Source organism: Moorena sp. SIO3B2 (genome assembly GCF_010692525.1).
Taxonomy (GTDB): Bacteria; Cyanobacteriota; Cyanobacteriia; order Cyanobacteriales; family Coleofasciculaceae; genus Moorena; species Moorena producens.
This window is the reverse complement of record NZ_JAAHHE010000068.1, coordinates 11991-27849: the sequence shown is the minus strand read 5'-3', so window position 1 is coordinate 27849 and position 15859 is coordinate 11991. Positions and strand designations below refer to the sequence as shown.

General features: G+C 45.9%; 12 protein-coding genes. 2 read left to right on the top strand and 10 right to left on the bottom strand.

Annotated elements, in window-relative coordinates; translation table 11 throughout:
• From F6K38_RS16930 to rpsG, 5 genes are all read right to left on the bottom strand, one after another.
• Nucleotides 1–242, bottom strand: a 242-nt coding sequence (locus tag F6K38_RS16930) for a UvrD-helicase domain-containing protein (RefSeq protein WP_287356997.1), incomplete at its 3' end; no start/stop codon positions are given.
• A gap of 576 nt (nucleotides 243–818) precedes the next feature.
• The gene (rpsJ, locus tag F6K38_RS16925) at nucleotides 819–1136 is read right to left on the bottom strand and encodes a 30S ribosomal protein S10 (protein ID WP_008179644.1); all 318 of its coding nucleotides are present in this window, start codon (nucleotides 1134–1136) and stop codon (nucleotides 819–821) included.
• Between the two features lie 98 nt (nucleotides 1137–1234).
• Nucleotides 1235–2464 (bottom strand): elongation factor Tu, encoded by a 1230-nt coding sequence (gene tuf, locus F6K38_RS16920; protein WP_008179643.1) that lies wholly within the window; start codon nucleotides 2462–2464, stop codon nucleotides 1235–1237.
• A 23-nt stretch (nucleotides 2465–2487) separates the two neighbouring features.
• Entirely contained in the window at nucleotides 2488–4563 is a 2076-nt protein-coding gene (gene fusA / locus F6K38_RS16915; protein ID WP_008179642.1) for an elongation factor G, read from the bottom strand.
• A gap of 140 nt (nucleotides 4564–4703) precedes the next feature.
• The gene (gene rpsG / locus F6K38_RS16910; RefSeq protein WP_008179641.1) at nucleotides 4704–5174 is read right to left on the bottom strand and encodes a 30S ribosomal protein S7; all 471 of its coding nucleotides are present in this window, start codon (nucleotides 5172–5174) and stop codon (nucleotides 4704–4706) included.
• A 201-nt stretch (nucleotides 5175–5375) separates the two neighbouring features.
• Here rpsG and F6K38_RS16905 point away from each other — a divergent pair, with 201 nt between their 5' ends.
• The gene (locus tag F6K38_RS16905; protein ID WP_287250979.1) at nucleotides 5376–5510 is read left to right on the top strand and encodes a hypothetical protein; all 135 of its coding nucleotides are present in this window, start codon (nucleotides 5376–5378) and stop codon (nucleotides 5508–5510) included.
• Here F6K38_RS16905 and rpsL read toward each other — a convergent pair.
• The 5 genes from rpsL to F6K38_RS16880 all read right to left on the bottom strand — a co-directional run bounded on the left by rpsL (nucleotide 5503) and on the right by F6K38_RS16880 (nucleotide 10145).
• Nucleotides 5503–5874, bottom strand: coding sequence for a 30S ribosomal protein S12 (gene rpsL / locus F6K38_RS16900; protein ID WP_008179640.1), 372 nt, complete (start codon nucleotides 5872–5874; stop codon nucleotides 5503–5505). The genes F6K38_RS16905 and rpsL overlap by 8 nt on opposite strands.
• Nucleotides 5875–5962: 88 nt before the next feature.
• Entirely contained in the window at nucleotides 5963–6307 is a 345-nt protein-coding gene (locus tag F6K38_RS16895) for a HesB/IscA family protein (RefSeq protein ID WP_008179639.1), read from the bottom strand.
• 528 nt (nucleotides 6308–6835) lie between these two features.
• On the bottom strand, nucleotides 6836–7264 hold the full coding sequence (locus F6K38_RS16890) for a phosphomannose isomerase type II C-terminal cupin domain (RefSeq protein WP_008179636.1): 429 nt from the start codon (nucleotides 7262–7264) through the stop codon (nucleotides 6836–6838).
• 310 nt (nucleotides 7265–7574) lie between these two features.
• A complete protein-coding gene (locus tag F6K38_RS16885) occupies nucleotides 7575–9635 on the bottom strand; it encodes a phosphodiester glycosidase family protein (RefSeq protein ID WP_287356995.1) in 2061 nt (686 codons plus the stop codon).
• A 255-nt stretch (nucleotides 9636–9890) separates the two neighbouring features.
• Complete coding sequence (locus F6K38_RS16880) at nucleotides 9891–10145, bottom strand: hypothetical protein (protein ID WP_287297752.1); 255 nt, start codon at nucleotides 10143–10145, stop codon at nucleotides 9891–9893.
• A gap of 782 nt (nucleotides 10146–10927) precedes the next feature.
• Between F6K38_RS16880 and F6K38_RS16875 the strand changes: the two genes are divergently transcribed.
• The gene (locus tag F6K38_RS16875; protein ID WP_287295568.1) at nucleotides 10928–15736 is read left to right on the top strand and encodes a glutamate synthase-related protein; all 4809 of its coding nucleotides are present in this window, start codon (nucleotides 10928–10930) and stop codon (nucleotides 15734–15736) included.
• Nucleotides 15737–15859 lie beyond the last annotated feature (123 nt).

Genomic DNA, 15859 nt, shown 5'->3' with positions numbered 1-15859 from the left:
GTTAGGTGTTGTAGTTGTTCTGGACAATACTGAGATAACCGCCCGCTCATTTCCTTGGCAGCTCGATTGGTAAAGGTCAGGCATAGAATTCGTTGAGGAGAGATACCCTGATTAATTGCACATAAAACCCGCTCTGCTAAAACACGAGTTTTGCCTGTACCAACCGGAGCAAGTACCAAAATTGCGCCTTCTACGTGGCTAGCGATCGCATTTTGTTCTCGGTTAAGCTCGTTGCTGAACATCACGAGGTGTAACTAAATTTTCATTATAGGTAATTCTTTGGTGTTGCGTCACTAGTGGAATGCTTAACCAGAAAGGGAAATTTGTTTATACTTTAAAAATAACTAATCAGCCTGATTGATAACTGCATCAAGACAATTGATGAACCTATTGATGATTTTTTTTGCTATGATAGGATCGGGCATTGCATATTTTTTTTTAGTAAACCATTCTTTGCGTCAGCAACGCCTACCTTTCTTTTGACCCTCATAGACTGCTCTATTCCTTCAAGACCATGAGGGCTACTTTCCTTATCCAGTCTGCTTTATGACTTACTTGTCGCCCCCGCAGGGAGCAGCAATAACAATACCTTTGACCAGGCTTTTGTGTAATATTTTGCTCACTGTCTTACTGCTGAAGCCTGGTGGGGTTTTCCCATTATATCTTTTCTAGTTTATTTAGAAGAAAAGTTGATGAGTTGCGATTTTACTTCTAGTTGAATACTTATAATTTTTGGTTGATTGTCAATTTTCCATTAACAATCAACCAAAGGCTATCAATCATCTTATTTTATCAATGATTACCGGGACTTTAAATCCTTAAAGCTTAACTTCAATATCAACTCCAGCAGGCAAATCCAATTTCATCAGAGCATCAATAGTCTTTGAAGAAGGCTGATAAATATCAATAATCCGTTGGTGAGTACGTGTTTCAAAGTGTTCCCGAGAATCTTTATCAACGTGAGGCGATCGCAAAACACAGTAAATACGACGTCGAGTGGGTAAGGGAATCGGGCCAATAGCTGTAGCATTTGTCCGGTTTGCTGTATCTACAATCTTCTCACAGGAAGTGTCCAGCAAGCGTCTATCAAAGGCTTTTAGTCGAATCCGAATTTTCTGCTGTTGAATAGTTGCCATTTGTTTAGTTTTCTAGGTTCTTTTGTTAGCGTAAATAAACATGAATAAAGAGCAGAGAAGCTAGAACTTCCCTGCTCCTACTCTATAGTAGAGTACTGCTATTCGAGGATCTTGCTGACCACACCTGAGCCGATGGTGCGACCACCTTCACGGATAGCAAAGCGCATTCCTTGTTCAATCGCAATGGCGTTGATCAGGCTCACTGTCATTTTGATGCGATCGCCTGGCATCACCATCTCAGCTGTAGAGCCATCGTCAGCAGTAAAGGCATCAATAGTGCCGGTCACATCAGTGGTTCGTACATAGAACTGAGGGCGATAGCCGGAGAAGAAGGGAGTATGACGTCCACCTTCTTCTTTCTTCAGGACATATACCTCAGATTCAAACTTGGTGTGAGGGGTGATTGAACCGGGCTTGGCAAGTACCATACCCCGCTCAATGTTCTCTTTTTGGATACCCCGCAGCAGTAGCCCAACATTGTCTCCAGCCATCCCTTCGTCTAGGGTCTTCTGGAACATTTCCACACCAGTTACGGTGGTGTTACGGGTCTCTTTAAGCCCGATAATTTCTACCGTCTCACCAACTTTAACTTTACCCCGCTCGATTCGACCGGTGGCAACAGTTCCCCGACCAGTGATGGAGAAGACATCTTCCACTGCCATCAGGAATGGCTTATCCACATCCCGCTCTGGTGTGGGAATGTATGAGTCTACATTAGACATCAGTTCTAGTACCAGATCAGTCCACTCATTGTCACCTTTGGCAATGCTTGGATTCTCGGTCAGGGCGTTTACAGCCTCTAAGGCTGACCCAGCCACAATCGGGATATTGTCCCCGTCAAAGTCATAATCGCTCAACAGTTCCCGAATTTCCAGTTCTACTAGCTCTAGGAGTTCTTCATCATCTACTTGGTCTTTCTTATTTAAGAAAACCACGATGTTAGGAACTCCCACCTGCCGAGCTAGGAGGATATGTTCTTTCGTTTGTGGCATGGCACCGTCAGCGGCAGAAACCACCAGAATTGCCCCATCCATTTGCGCCGCACCCGTGATCATGTTTTTCACATAGTCAGCGTGGCCTGGGCAATCTACGTGGGCATAGTGGCGATTTTCGGTTTCGTACTCTACATGAGCAGTATTGATGGTAATCCCCCGTGCTTTTTCCTCAGGAGCTGCATCAATTTCCTCGTAGTTCCTCGCTTTTGCCTTCCCTTGAGCCGCCAATGTCATAGTAATAGCAGCAGTTAGGGTAGTCTTGCCGTGGTCTACGTGACCAATCGTGCCAATGTTGACGTGGGGTTTATTCCTTTCAAACTTTTCGCGTGCCATGAATTACATGTTCCTTTTTTTTGTTATGCGTTCCCTTGATTCTTAGCAATGATGGCTTCTGCCACATTGCGAGGTACTTCATCATAGGTGTTAAACTCCATAGAGAAAATACCCCGACCTTGGGTCTTAGACCGGATATCCGTAGCATAACCAAACATCTCTGCTAATGGAACTTTAGCAGTGACTTTGGCAATGCCGTCTTCAGAACCCATACCTTCAATTTGACCACGGCGGGAGTTGAGGTCACCCATGACATCCCCAAGGAAGTCTTCGGGCACTTCAACCTCAACTTTCATCATAGGCTCTAGGAGTACTGGCGCAGCCTTCATCACAGCATTCCGCATGGCCATAGAACCAGCAATCTTAAATGCCATTTCTGAAGAGTCTACGTCGTGATAAGACCCATCTATTAGGGTAACTTTCACGTCGATCACTGGATACCCTGCTAGAATACCTGATTCACAGGCTTCCTTCATCCCCTGTTCAGCAGGAGAGATGTACTCTCTCGGTACAGAACCACCTACAATCTTGGAGACGAATTCAAAACCACTACCAGTATCTCCTGGTTCCAATTCAACAATAACGTGACCGTACTGACCTTTACCGCCACTTTGACGGATAAATTTACCTTCCGCCTGGACTGATTTACGAATCGTCTCTCGATAGGCTACCTGGGGAGCGCCCACATTCGCTTCTACCTTAAACTCTCGCAGCATCCGGTCTACCAGGATTTCCAAGTGCAGTTCACCCATGCCCGCAATCACAGTTTGGTTGGTTTCTGGGTCAATGCTGACACGGAAGGTGGGGTCTTCTTCAGATAGGGATTGGAGGGCTTTGGATAGCTTCTCCATATCCTGCTTGGTTTTTGGCTCTACTGCCACCGAGATCACTGGTTCTGGAATGAAGAGGGATTCCAAAATAATCGGAGACTCTTCGTCACAAATAGTATCCCCAGTGATAGTATGCTTCAAACCAACCGCAGCGCCCAAGTCTCCAGCCCGCAACTCCTCTACTTCAATCCGGTCATCAGCTTTCAATACAATCAAGCGAGATATCCGTTCCTTCTTATCCTTAGTGGAGTTGAGGACATAGCTCCCCTTCTTCAGTACCCCAGAGTACACCCGTAGGAAAGTTAGGCGACCATAGGGGTCTGCCATAATCTTAAATGCCAGAGCTGACATAGGGGCTTCGTCATCAGCCACCCGCTCGACGGTTTCACCCTTAGGCATAGTACCTTGAATTGGCGGAACATCAATCGGAGCTGGTAGGTAATCAATAACCGCATCCAACAGCAGCTGAACCCCTTTGTTCTTGAATGCAGAGCCACACAGCATGGGAACGATTCTGCCCTCAATGGTTCCTTTGCGCAGGGCTTCACGAATTTCCTCTGCCGTGATTTCCTCTCCTTCAAGGTACTTCTCAATTAACGCCTCGTCAGTTTCAGCCACCGATTCCACTAATTTGGCATGGTATTCTTGGGCTTGCTCTTTGACCTCTTCAGGAATTTCTGTATCTTCGATGTCAGTTCCCAGGTCATTGGTGTATATCTTGGCTCGCATCCGCACCAAGTCAACAATTCCTCTAAAATCCTTTTCACTGCCAATAGGGATTTGGATGGGAACAGCATTGGAGCGCAATCGGTCACGAACTTGCTCGTAGACCTTGAAGAAGTTTGCTCCTGTCCGGTCCATTTTATTAACAAAAGCAATTCGAGGTACCTGATAGCGGTCTGCTTGCCGCCAGACTGTTTCAGACTGAGGCTGGACACCACCTACGGAGCAAAACACAGCAATCACACCATCCAATACCCGCATGGAGCGTTCCACTTCAATGGTGAAGTCAACGTGACCGGGAGTATCGATAATATTAATCCGATGCTCTCGCCAGTTGGTGCTAATCGCAGCAGCAGTGATCGTGATTCCCCGCTCCCGCTCTTGGTCCATCCAATCAGTTACAGCTGTACCTTCATGGACTTCACCAATTTTGTGAACAATTCCGGAATAAAACAGGATTCGTTCAGTTGTTGTTGTTTTGCCCGCATCAATATGAGCTGCAATTCCGATATTGCGTGTTTTCTCAAGGGGGATGGTGCGTGCCACGGTTACCTCCTTTATCTGGTGCCACCATTTCCTCACCAGGTAGCTATCTATTTACAATTTTATACTTTTTTTAAGTTTTTTAGGCATTTGTGGACATTATCTTATGGCTACCAGGTTCTTGTTCTGAACTTTTAGGGTAATTAGTACCGATAGTGGGCAAAAGCTTTATTTGCCTCGGCCATTCTATGGGTTTCTTCACGCTTGCGAATAGCATTTCCGGTTTCATTGGCAGCATCCATCAGCTCATTAGCCAATTTGCTAGCCATGCTCCGACCGGAGCGACTTCTGGAGAATTTAATCAGCCAGCGTAGGGCTAGGGTAGTCCCTCGCTCAGCCTTTACTTCCATAGGAACCTGATAGGTTGCCCCACCAACCCGGCGAGCCTTGACTTCTACTAGAGGCGTCAGGTTACGCACAGCTTTTTCAAAAGTTTCTATGGGATCAGCTCCAGTTCTTTCTTCAATGATTTTCATTGCGTCATAGATAATTCGGTAGGCAAGGGATTTCTTGCCATGACGCATCAGTCTACACCCCAACATACAAATCAGGCGACTGTTATAGACTGGGTCAGGGGGGACAGGACGCTTTTTAACAACTGAGCGACGAGACATAAGTAAGCTTCAGAAAAAATCAAAAATACAGTTTACTATTAAAAATTAACCAAGGCAAACAAATACACTCCTGTGATTAACCCTAGTGTGATTAACCCTGGTGCGATTAACCTTGGTTATACAGTTAGCTTATGGTTGGTCTTGTAAATCCTGTTTTTGTTTACAGGTTGTACGAGAAGCTAATCAGTGCAGCTTTCTAGTATGCCTAGGCTTCAGGAATTGAATCTTTCCTTGGGCAACGACCAAGCGCTATTTATCGGCATGGGTGAGATTACAGCAACTCTATTGCTGGAAGTCTCTTACTGTAGAGGGGTTAATGCTCGTGAGTTTACTTAGGGCGCTTCGTCCCATACTTAGAACGACCTTGACGCCGATCCTTAACTCCTGCCGTATCAAGGGTACCCCGAATAATGTGATATCGCACTCCAGGTAAGTCCTTAACACGACCGCCTCTGATCATCACGACGGAGTGTTCTTGTAGGTTATGACCAATACCAGGAATATAAGCTGTTACTTCAAATCCTGAAGTCAGACGAACCCTTGCCACCTTTCGCAAGGCTGAGTTCGGCTTTTTGGGTGTGGTTGTGAAGACTCTAGTACAAACACCACGGCGCTGGGGACATTGTTTCAGCGCTGGGGACTTAGTTTTCTTCTTAGCTTTGAAGCGCTCGTTACTAATGAGCTGCTGAATGGTGGGCATGGGTTACGGCTTAATAAACATTGGTTGATTGAACTTAATCAACTACAAACAAACCAAAGGTAATTATACCAATAATAACACTATGGTGTCAATCTGGCTCCTGTGATGGGTCTACACGAAAGGAATTACCGCAGTCGCAGCTTTCTGAAGCGTTAGGGTTATGGAAGCGAAACCCTCCTCCCATGAGGTCTTCTGAGTAATCTAGAGTTAAGCCATTGATAGTTTTTAGGCTTTGCGGGTCTACTATGACACTGATGCCATCACACTCATAGACCTGATCCTCAGAATTGATCACTTGCTCAAAGTCAATAGTGTAGTAAAAATCAGCACACCCCCCCTGGCGCACACCTAGACGTAATTTGGCCTCTGGCTTTTGACCCTTGGACTGTACACGTCTAATCTCACTCGCAGCAGCTTTACTCAGTTTAATCATTAACGATAGTAACTATACGCAACAACTAGCACCAGCTAATGTTACCTCAAAAAGGAATAGTCATTAATCATTAGTCATTTAATTTGCCACTGCCAAGAGGCTTTTTTGGGCATCCTAAAGACTTATAACTAATGACTAATGACTACTAACTAAAGACTTACAACTAATGAGCCCTTTGGGTAATTCAAAATTCAAAATTCAAAATTCACGCATCAAGTTTAGAACAAATTTTGAATTAATTAATTCCGGGTACAAGCCCCCCGGGGAATTAAAAATTAAAAATTAAAAATTCAAAATCTAGAATTGTCCGAATCATTTTGAATTAATAATTTTGAACTTTGAATTGGAGCGTTCGCGCAGCGTGACCTACGGTCAAGCGAGTTGTGGTCTTCAATCAGTGGCGGGTACAAGCCCCCACTGATTGTCATTTTGAATTAATAATTTTTAATTTTGAATTGGAGCGTTCGCACCTCAAGGAGCGTCGGCAATGCCTATAGCGTGACCTACGGTCAAGCGACTTGACTCAATCTATTTGTCTTCTGCTTTGCTACGGGCATAGTCATCTTCAAAACGAATAATGTCATCTTCTCCGAGGTATTCTCCATTCTGAACTTCAATTAAAACGAGGGGAATAACACCAGGATTCTCTAGTCGATGAGCATGGCCTTGGGGAACATAGGTTGATTGATTTTGATGAATAATTTCTTGTTTATCGCCACAAAGAACTTTAGCTGTACCACTGACAACAATCCAGTGTTCGCTCCTATGGTAGTGCATCTGTAAACTTAAGCGATGACCCGGCTTGACTTCAATGCGCTTGATTTTGTATCCCCGTCCTTCTTCTAAGACAGTGAATGACCCCCAAGGTCGTAGTTCGGTAGCGGCAACGCCTTCAGCTACTCGGGATGACTGTAGGGTAATTGCGGAAACTTGAGAAATTTCTTTTGACTGAACCATGGTTTTGTTACTGAAAACGTCTAGCTAAGTGATTTTGGGAAAGTTGACTAATCGGTTACTAATTTCTAGCTTAAACAAAATCAAGGATAATTGACTATAACCAAACCTAGCAAACTATAACTATTTTTTTAATGTCAGATTAGTCTATTACCTGAATTTATATCAATTCTTTACACTCTTATATAGTTATCTTGACCTAAGTGGAAGCTGAATAAACCTATAGTTAAGGGATTCGTGATTTCGGAAAATCTTAATAAATATGAGCACTTCATAATTCCTTCATACTTAATACTTAATACTTCTTAAACTATTAGGGAACAGGTGTAAAAAAGATGCCCAGACCGTTGTTAACTGGTGCTGCTGTATAGGGAGAGCGATCTAGGAGTTGACCACCTAGATAAAGTCCAGTTGAGCTACCCCCGTCAAGATTGAGGGCATTAATGGCTCCCAATTTCTGCATCAACTGAGCTGTTTCCCTTAATGTTGGGCCACGTCCAGTATGACTATACTGAAAAGCAGCAATAATCAATGTGCCATTAGCAGTGCTTCCAATAGCACTGCGTGGAGCAGACTGCTGAATAAAGGCATCACTAAATTGTTCCGATTTGCCATCCAAAACAATAAGCCTATCTTGTAGTAGCAGTGGTCCACCACCGAGAATATGGGGGTAGCCATTGAAGTCAGCGGGAAAGGTACTTCCCTCAATTCGCACTTGGGTACCGATACTAAGATCATGAACGGCTGTGCTGTTGGCCCTCAGGGTAACTAGATAGCCATTGGGGGGGATAGGAAAGGCTTGCTGACCGGCAAGTCCTCCAGGCAAAAAATGGGTGACCGAGTTGTTCTGGACAACTACGATGATTTCATGATCAATTAAGGGAGTGTAGGTTGGTCCGAAGGCGCGAGTGTAGCGGGCAATTCCAGCTTTGACATAACCACTGTTGAGGAATAGTACTGGCAAACGTTTCTGGTTTGAGGTAACTAAGGTTTCGGTCAGGCTCAGTCGTCCGAGTTTAACGTGACCGCGATCATTCCAAGCGATCGCTCCCCGATTCAAAATTGGACCAGATAACCACCGACTATCACGGCGAATTGCTCCTAAGGGCAATTGGTTGTTACGGTTGAAAAAGCCAGCATTAATTGCAGCAGATGCTTGCCACCACTGAGCAGCTTTAATTAGTGGGGCTGTTCCCACTTGCGTCGTAGCATTACTGCCAATCGGTCTGAGGCGCAAGTGGTGAGATTTGGGGTCAACCTCCAGCCACACCACTGGGAAACTAGTATCTTTGAGACTAATCAACTGCTGACGCCACTGGATGCCAGGTGCCCAGAGAATATTTTTCTTGACCATGGCATCGGGTCGCAAATCAATCACCAATCGAAACGGGTTAGGCAAGGTGAAAACTCGCAGACGTTTACCTTTGGGGAAATCCACCCTGAGCCTAGTTTGGTTCTGATGGCTTTCTAAGCGGATAACCGGTTTATCCATAGGAGCGCCCACGGAAATGGGAGCTACATCTTCAGGCCCTTGGATCTTGGCACCCTCTAGAGCATTAAAACCCTTGACTAGTGACTGGTCGGCTGAGGCAGCTACTGTAATCACACCTTCAGTGCGTCGGTCATTGACTTGCCAGAAGGTTGGGCGGTCTAAATCAAGAACAATACGATTACCCCAAGGCTGACGTCCCTGGCGGATAGCCTTCACCCTGGCTGGCATGGAAGAGATATACAGCTTATCCCCGTGAACTTGTAACTGCCAACCTGCTGTTTTGGCAAAATCGGTAATATCTAGATATCGATAAGCACCACTAACTTGGCTGGGGAAAACTACTGATGTACTCCGGGGTTTAGAAAACCACCGGATCGGTTGCTTGGTAAAATCTTTACTATTGAGCATTTCTATGCCCAAAGTTTGCATCGCTCCTACATCACTGATGCCAGTGCGCACTGAGGTTCCGACCAGCCACTGCTGCCAAGGTAAGTTGATCCGCTGACCATTTAAATACACTTGAAACCCTTGTCGGATCACCTGGGGGGGGACAGAGAAAAACTCTACCTCTAAGGTGTTATCAGGCATGGGTGGTAGCTCTTCCAATAGTTTCTTCCCCTTTAAAACTAGGATGTTCTCCTGGGTGGTTTGGGATAAACTTTGAACGAGGACAGGGGTCTCTTCATCTGCTGGGGGCAACTGGTTAAGTAACTCTTTAAAGCTATTTAAGATTAAGGGTTCAATTGCTCCAACTCGCCTATTTGCCGTAGCTACGGATGCTGGGAATAGAATTAGGAGCAAGAGGGTAATGGCTAGCTTGGAGATCTTAGTCCACACTTTTGTAGTATCAATTCCGGTCTTTGGTGTTACTCTAGTCACCATCAAAGGGTTCCATTGAGCATTGGTTGCTGCTAGTAGCCTGTTTCCTCAAAGGACTGATTTGGCTGAAAGCATACCTTTCATAGCCTAAATCAGTCAGCAAAAACTATAGAGAAGGTTTAATTTCACATACTCTTAACCTAGGCTCTAGGCATTTAGGCTCTAGGCATGGCGTTGCTTAATAATGGAATGATTTTATAGCAGTCGCCAGGGTAATTAGGACATGACAAAAGTCTCAAACTACAGTTTGGCTTGAGTTTAACTTCTGACAAATGACTTCTGACAAATGACTTCTGCTATAAGAGTAGGTGCGCGCCTCCAAGGCCGCGAGCAATCCCTCGCGGCCTTGGGTCGCACCTGTGGAATGGGCATCTTGCTTAGGTGCGCTCTTACTTGGCGAATTAAATTCGCCACGGGTCGCACCTGTGGAATGGGCATCTTGCGTGGAACTGGCATCTTGCCAGTTTCAATATCTTTTCGCGCGGGCAGGATGCCCACTCTACTTATATTCATTCAAAGATTGAGCAACGCTCTAGGCATTTAGGCTAAGTGGGTTCTAAAAAAGTTATGAAGCACTCCGGGTCAAGCACGGAGGCCCTCAACTCCGCCTTTTGTAAGACCTAAGACCATGAGCCTAATACCTAGGCATTTAGAGAGGAGATGCCACCTGGTCTAAACTAAGACTGTGATGAAGGCTACTGTGACAACATCAAGTCCTGTCAGTGCAAAAGAGTCGTTAAGAAAGCTATTTTGAGTTTCGCTCAATGGTCTTGATCACTGCTACGGTAAATCCACCAATTTCTTCCCGAGTAAAATTTTCAGTAGGTTTATGGAGAAATTAGGTATTGCTATCGCTAACCTATTTCTTATATCATGACTATCCACCTATATAGGTAAGTTTCTAGGATTTATGCCAGCGTCAGGGAACCCTGGTCACTTTGGTCATCAGCTAGGTGGTTAGTTGCATGCCCTTGTTGAAGCACTAAGCGTGTTGCTACTGGTAAAACCTGATCAGGTTAACTACATCCCTTGCTCTGTGTCGGAGGATGTAGCTTTTGTGTCAGCAGCTGACCAGATTTCATTGGATACTCAGGATAGGAGTTTCTAAGGGAAAAAAAGCTTGATAGATTTTTCCACCCAGGGACTCGGGATTAGACCCAACCAAATTCTGGCTCACCATTGATGGTAAATCATTGTTGATTTTTCCAGCCTAGTAGCAGTCTATAGGTCACTGCTACTAGGTTAATAGTCCTCAGTCTGTAATGAAAGCATCACTAAACACCGTGAATAATTGGATGAATAATATCGATAACCAGAAAAACCAGGAAGATCTACAACACTATCACAAAAGGATACCGTATCCAGGTCAACGTTGGTTGGTGGAGGAACGAGATGCCTGTGGGGTTGGCTTTATTGCTTCTGGGCAGGGTATAGCTAGCCATAAATTGATTGAACAAGCTCTAGTGGCACTGGGTTGTTTAGAACACCGGGGGGGGTGTAGTGCTGACCAAGATTCAGGGGATGGTGCAGGCTTATTGACCGCTATTCCCTGGAAACTGTTGCAAAAATGGTTGACCGAACAAGGAATTGACCAGCCTCCTACGGAGCAGTTGGGAGTTGGGATGGTATTCTTGCCTCAGGATGAGACGTTGGTTAGCCAAGGTAAGTCAATTGTTGAGGAAGTCCTCGCTCAAGAAGGCTTAAAGGTTTTAGGCTGGCGTGTGGTACCAGTACGTTCAGAGATCCTGGGTATCCAAGCGAAAGCCAATCAACCCCATATCGAACAGTTGATCGTAGCCTCTGAAGGGGAGATAGGAGATGAACTGGAGCGTTTGCTGTTCAAAACTCGCTGTCGCATTGCTAAGGCCCTAAAATCTCAGAGTACCATCCGAGTGCCTGAGGATTGGTATTTTTGCTCTTTTTCTAGTCGCACGATTGTCTACAAAGGCATGGTGCGCTCAGCGGTACTTGGAGAGTTTTATTTAGATTTAAAAAATCCTGATTACCAGAGTGGTTTTGCTGTCTATCATCGACGCTTTAGCACCAATACTATGCCCAAGTGGCCCCTCGCTCAACCGATGCGCTTGTTGGGACATAATGGTGAGATTAATACTCTGTTGGGCAATGTCAACTGGATGATCGCCCGAGAGGCTGACTTGGCTCATCCGGTTTGGGAAAAAGGGTTGAAGGCAAATAACCTTGAATCTGCAACCGAAACTAACCTGAAACCAAATAACTCCTTAGATGAGATCAAGCCTATTATCAATCCAGAAAACAGTGACTCAGCCATCTTAGATAATGTATTTGAATTACTGGTGCAATCTGGACGCAGTCCTCTGGCAGGATTAATGATCATGGTGCCGGAGGCTTACCAAAATCAGCCGGATTTGGATAACTATCCGGAAATTGTTGATTTTTATGAATACTACAGTGGAATTCAGGAAGCTTGGGATGGTCCAGCGCTATTAGTATTCAGTGATGGGAAAACAGTGGGAGCCAGCCTAGACCGAAATGGATTACGACCGGCTCGTTATAGCATTACCCGGGATGGCTATGTGGTGGTGGCATCAGAAGTGGGGGTAGTGGACTTGCCAGAATCCGAGATTGTGGAAAAGGGCAGACTCGGACCAGGGCAAATGATTGCTGTTGACCTGGAAAGCAACGAAATTCTAAAAAACTGGGACATCAAGCAACGGGTGGCAGCTCAGCAACCCTATGGTCAATGGCTGAAGCAGTATCGTGTAAAATTGGAACCCCAACCCTTTACTGAGGCTCCTGAACAAGATGCGGCTGAGTTACTGCGTCAGCAGACCGCTTTTGGCTACACTGCTGAGGATGTGGAGATGATCATCCAGCCGATGAGCACCCAGGGGAAAGAACCTACTTTCTGTATGGGAGATGATATTCCCTTGGCGGTACTCTCCAATAAGTCTCGACTACTCTATGACTATTTCAAACAACGCTTTGCCCAGGTCACTAACCCACCTATTGACCCTCTGCGGGAAAGTTTGGTGATGTCGTTGAGTATAGAGCTGGGTGAGCGAGGGAATATATTAGAAGCTAAGCCCGAGTATGCCCAGTTGTTAAAGCTGGAAACCCCAGTACTCAATGAGGCCGAGTTGGCAGCGGTGAAAGCCTCAGGGTTTGAGACGGCTGAACTGTCTACTTTATTTGAAATTGCTACTGGTCCGGGGGGGCTAGAAGTAGCTGTGAGTCGTCTGTGTGACCAAGCGGCTGAGTCGGTAAGGGCTGGCAAAAAGATTCTGATTTTGAGTGATAAAACTGCTGGAGGGCTTTCTGAAAACTACACCTATATTCCACCGATGTTGGCTGTAGGTGCGGTTCACCACCACCTGATCTCTCAAGGATTAAGGATGAAGGCATCCATTATTGTGGAAACGGCTCAATGCTGGAGTACTCATCACTATGCTTGCTTAATCGGTTATGGTGCATCAGCAGTTTGTCCGTATTTGACTTGGGAATCGGTGCGGAATTGGTGGGCTAATCCTAAAACTCAAAAATTGATGGCCCAGGGGAAACTGGAAAGCCTAACCATAGACCAAGCTCAGAAAAATTATCGCAAGGCGGTAGAAGCAGGTTTATTGAAAATCCTATCTAAGATGGGAATTTCCCTATTATCGTCTTACCATGGCGCTCAGATTTTTGAAGCTATTGGCATTGGTGGGGATTTATTGGCACTAGCCTTTAAGGGAACTACATCCCGGCTGGGAGGTTTGAGTATTGCTGATTTAGCTCAGGAAGTGATGGAGTTTCACAAGCGGGCTTTCCCCCTGACGGCTAAGAAACTGGAAAACTTTGGCTTTATCAATTACCGTCCTCGGGGCGAGTATCACATGAACAGCCCTCAAATGGCTAAAGCCCTACACAAGGCGGTTTCTGCTTTCGTCCGTGACCAATCCTCTAACAATGGCAACGGGAAACATCACAAAGAGTTGGAAGTTAGCAAGTTGCAGGTTAAACCTTCAAACCTTGAAGCTAACAAAGAAGCCTACGACCACTACGATGTGTATCGCAAACTGTTGGAAGAGCGTCCAGCAACTGCACTACGAGATTTGTTGGACTTCAACAGCGACCAACCTACTATTGAGATCGAGGAAGTAGAACCTGTTGAGGAAATTGTCAAGCGCTTCTGTACCGGAGCGATGTCCCTAGGCTCTCTATCCCGAGAAGCTCACGAAACTCTAGCTATTGCGATGAACCGGATTGGCGGTAAATCCAACAGTGGTGAAGGGGGTGAAGACCCAGTGCGCTTCACCATTCTGAATGATGTGGATCAGACTGGTCATTCTCAGACTCTACCTCACTTAAAGGGATTACGTAATGGGGATGTTGCTTCCTCTGCGGTTAAGCAAGTAGCATCTGGTCGTTTTGGAGTAACACCAGAGTACCTGATGAGTGGGAAGCAGTTAGAAATTAAGATTGCTCAAGGTGCTAAGCCAGGGGAAGGGGGTCAGTTACCGGGTAAGAAGGTCAGTCCCTACATTGCTAAGCTGCGGCGTTCTAAGCCAGGGGTAACCCTAATTTCCCCACCACCCCATCATGATATCTATTCGATTGAAGACCTAGCGCAGCTGATTTTTGATTTGCATCAGATTAACCCTCAAGCTAAGGTATCTGTGAAGTTGGTGGCAGAAATTGGGATTGGAACTGTTGCGGCTGGGGTAGCTAAAGCGAATGCGGATGTAATCCAAATTTCTGGTCATGATGGCGGGACTGGAGCATCTCCCCTGAGTTCGATTAAGCACGCTGGAGTGCCTTGGGAACTGGGAGTAACTGAAGTACATCGGATCTTGATGGAAAACCAACTACGCGATCGCGTTTTGCTGCGGGTAGATGGTGGCTTAAAAACTGGTTGGGACGTACTGATGGCGGCCTTGATGGGAGGACAAGAGTTCGGTTTCGGTTCGGTATCGATGATTGCTGAAGGCTGCATTATGGCACGGATTTGCCATACCAATCAATGTCCTGTAGGAGTTGCTACTCAGCAAGAACGGCTGCGCCAGCGCTTTAGCGGGATTCCAGGCCATGTTGTCAACTTCTTCTACTTTGTGGCTCAGGAAGTGCGATCGCTTCTTGCCAAACTAGGTTACCGTTCCTTAAAGGATATCATTGGTCGGGCTGATCTACTCAAAGTCCGGGAGGACCTTGAGTTGACTAAGACATCTATGCTGAATCTAGATTGTCTGACTCAGCTGCCTGATACTCGCACAGACCGCAGTTGGCTCAACCATAAGGATGTCCACAGCAACGGCCCAGTGCTAGATGATCAACTGCTGGGTGACGCTGACCTGACGAATGCTATTCAAAACCATGGGTCTGTGACTAAAGATGTGGACATCGTGAACACTGACCGTACTGTAGGGGCTCGAATTGCTGGAGTAATTGCCAAGCAGTATGGTAACAGTGGTTTCGATGGAAACATTACTCTCAACTTCAAGGGGGCTGCGGGTCAAAGCTTTGGTGCCTTTAACCTGCCTAGTATGACCCTGATTTTAACTGGTGAAGCCAATGACTATGTAGGTAAAGGGATGCATGGTGGTGAAATTATTATCAAACCACCCGCTGATGCCACCTACGACCCAGCTAACAATGTGATTGTAGGTAACACCTGCCTCTACGGTGCCACTGGCGGAACCTTATTTGCCCATGGCGGTGCTGGTGAGCGGTTTGGTGTGCGCAACTCTAAAGGCTGTGCTGTGATTGAGGCAGCTGGTGATCACTGCTGTGAATACATGACCGGTGGTGTAATTGTAGTCTTAGGGAAAGTGGGACGCAATGTAGGTGCTGGTATGACTGGTGGTTTAGCCTACTTCCTAGATGAAGAGGAGAGTTTTCCCGCCAAAGTGAACCAGGATGTCAAGATTCAACGGCTGATTTCAGCGGCTGGAGAGCAGCAGTTGAAAGGCTTAATTCAAGACCATGCCACTCGGACTGGTAGCCCGAAAGCCCAGATGATTCTGGATAACTGGTCTGAATATCTGCCCAAATTCTGGCAAGTGGTACCGCCTTCTGAGGCGGATACTCCTCAAGCCAATCCTGATGTGGTAGAGGAACGGGAGTTAGTTTCTTCGACAGTAGGCTAAAAACCTTGAACGCGATCGCGTGGCCTATTGGCCAAGGTTCTAGGTTGGCTTGGGTTAAAAGTTGCAGGTTAGAAGGTTGAAGGTTGGTTTGATCACCTTTAACCTTCAACCTGTCAAGATTCA

Coding starts and splice junctions, on each gene's coding strand:
- rpsJ (WP_008179644.1), bottom strand. CDS start 1,136: ATGGCAACTATTCAACAGCAGAAAATTCGGATTCGACTAAAAGCCTTT.
- tuf (WP_008179643.1), bottom strand. CDS start 2,464: ATGGCACGCGAAAAGTTTGAAAGGAATAAACCCCACGTCAACATTGGC.
- rpsG (WP_008179641.1), bottom strand. CDS start 5,174: ATGTCTCGTCGCTCAGTTGTTAAAAAGCGTCCTGTCCCCCCTGACCCA.
- F6K38_RS16905 (WP_287250979.1), top strand. CDS start 5,376: ATGCCTAGGCTTCAGGAATTGAATCTTTCCTTGGGCAACGACCAAGCG.
- rpsL (WP_008179640.1), bottom strand. CDS start 5,874: ATGCCCACCATTCAGCAGCTCATTAGTAACGAGCGCTTCAAAGCTAAG.
- F6K38_RS16895 (WP_008179639.1), bottom strand. CDS start 6,307: ATGATTAAACTGAGTAAAGCTGCTGCGAGTGAGATTAGACGTGTACAG.
- F6K38_RS16890 (WP_008179636.1), bottom strand. CDS start 7,264: ATGGTTCAGTCAAAAGAAATTTCTCAAGTTTCCGCAATTACCCTACAG.
- F6K38_RS16885 (WP_287356995.1), bottom strand. CDS start 9,635: ATGGTGACTAGAGTAACACCAAAGACCGGAATTGATACTACAAAAGTG.
- F6K38_RS16880 (WP_287297752.1), bottom strand. CDS start 10,145: ATGAATATAAGTAGAGTGGGCATCCTGCCCGCGCGAAAAGATATTGAA.
- F6K38_RS16875 (WP_287295568.1), top strand. CDS start 10,928: ATGAATAATATCGATAACCAGAAAAACCAGGAAGATCTACAACACTAT.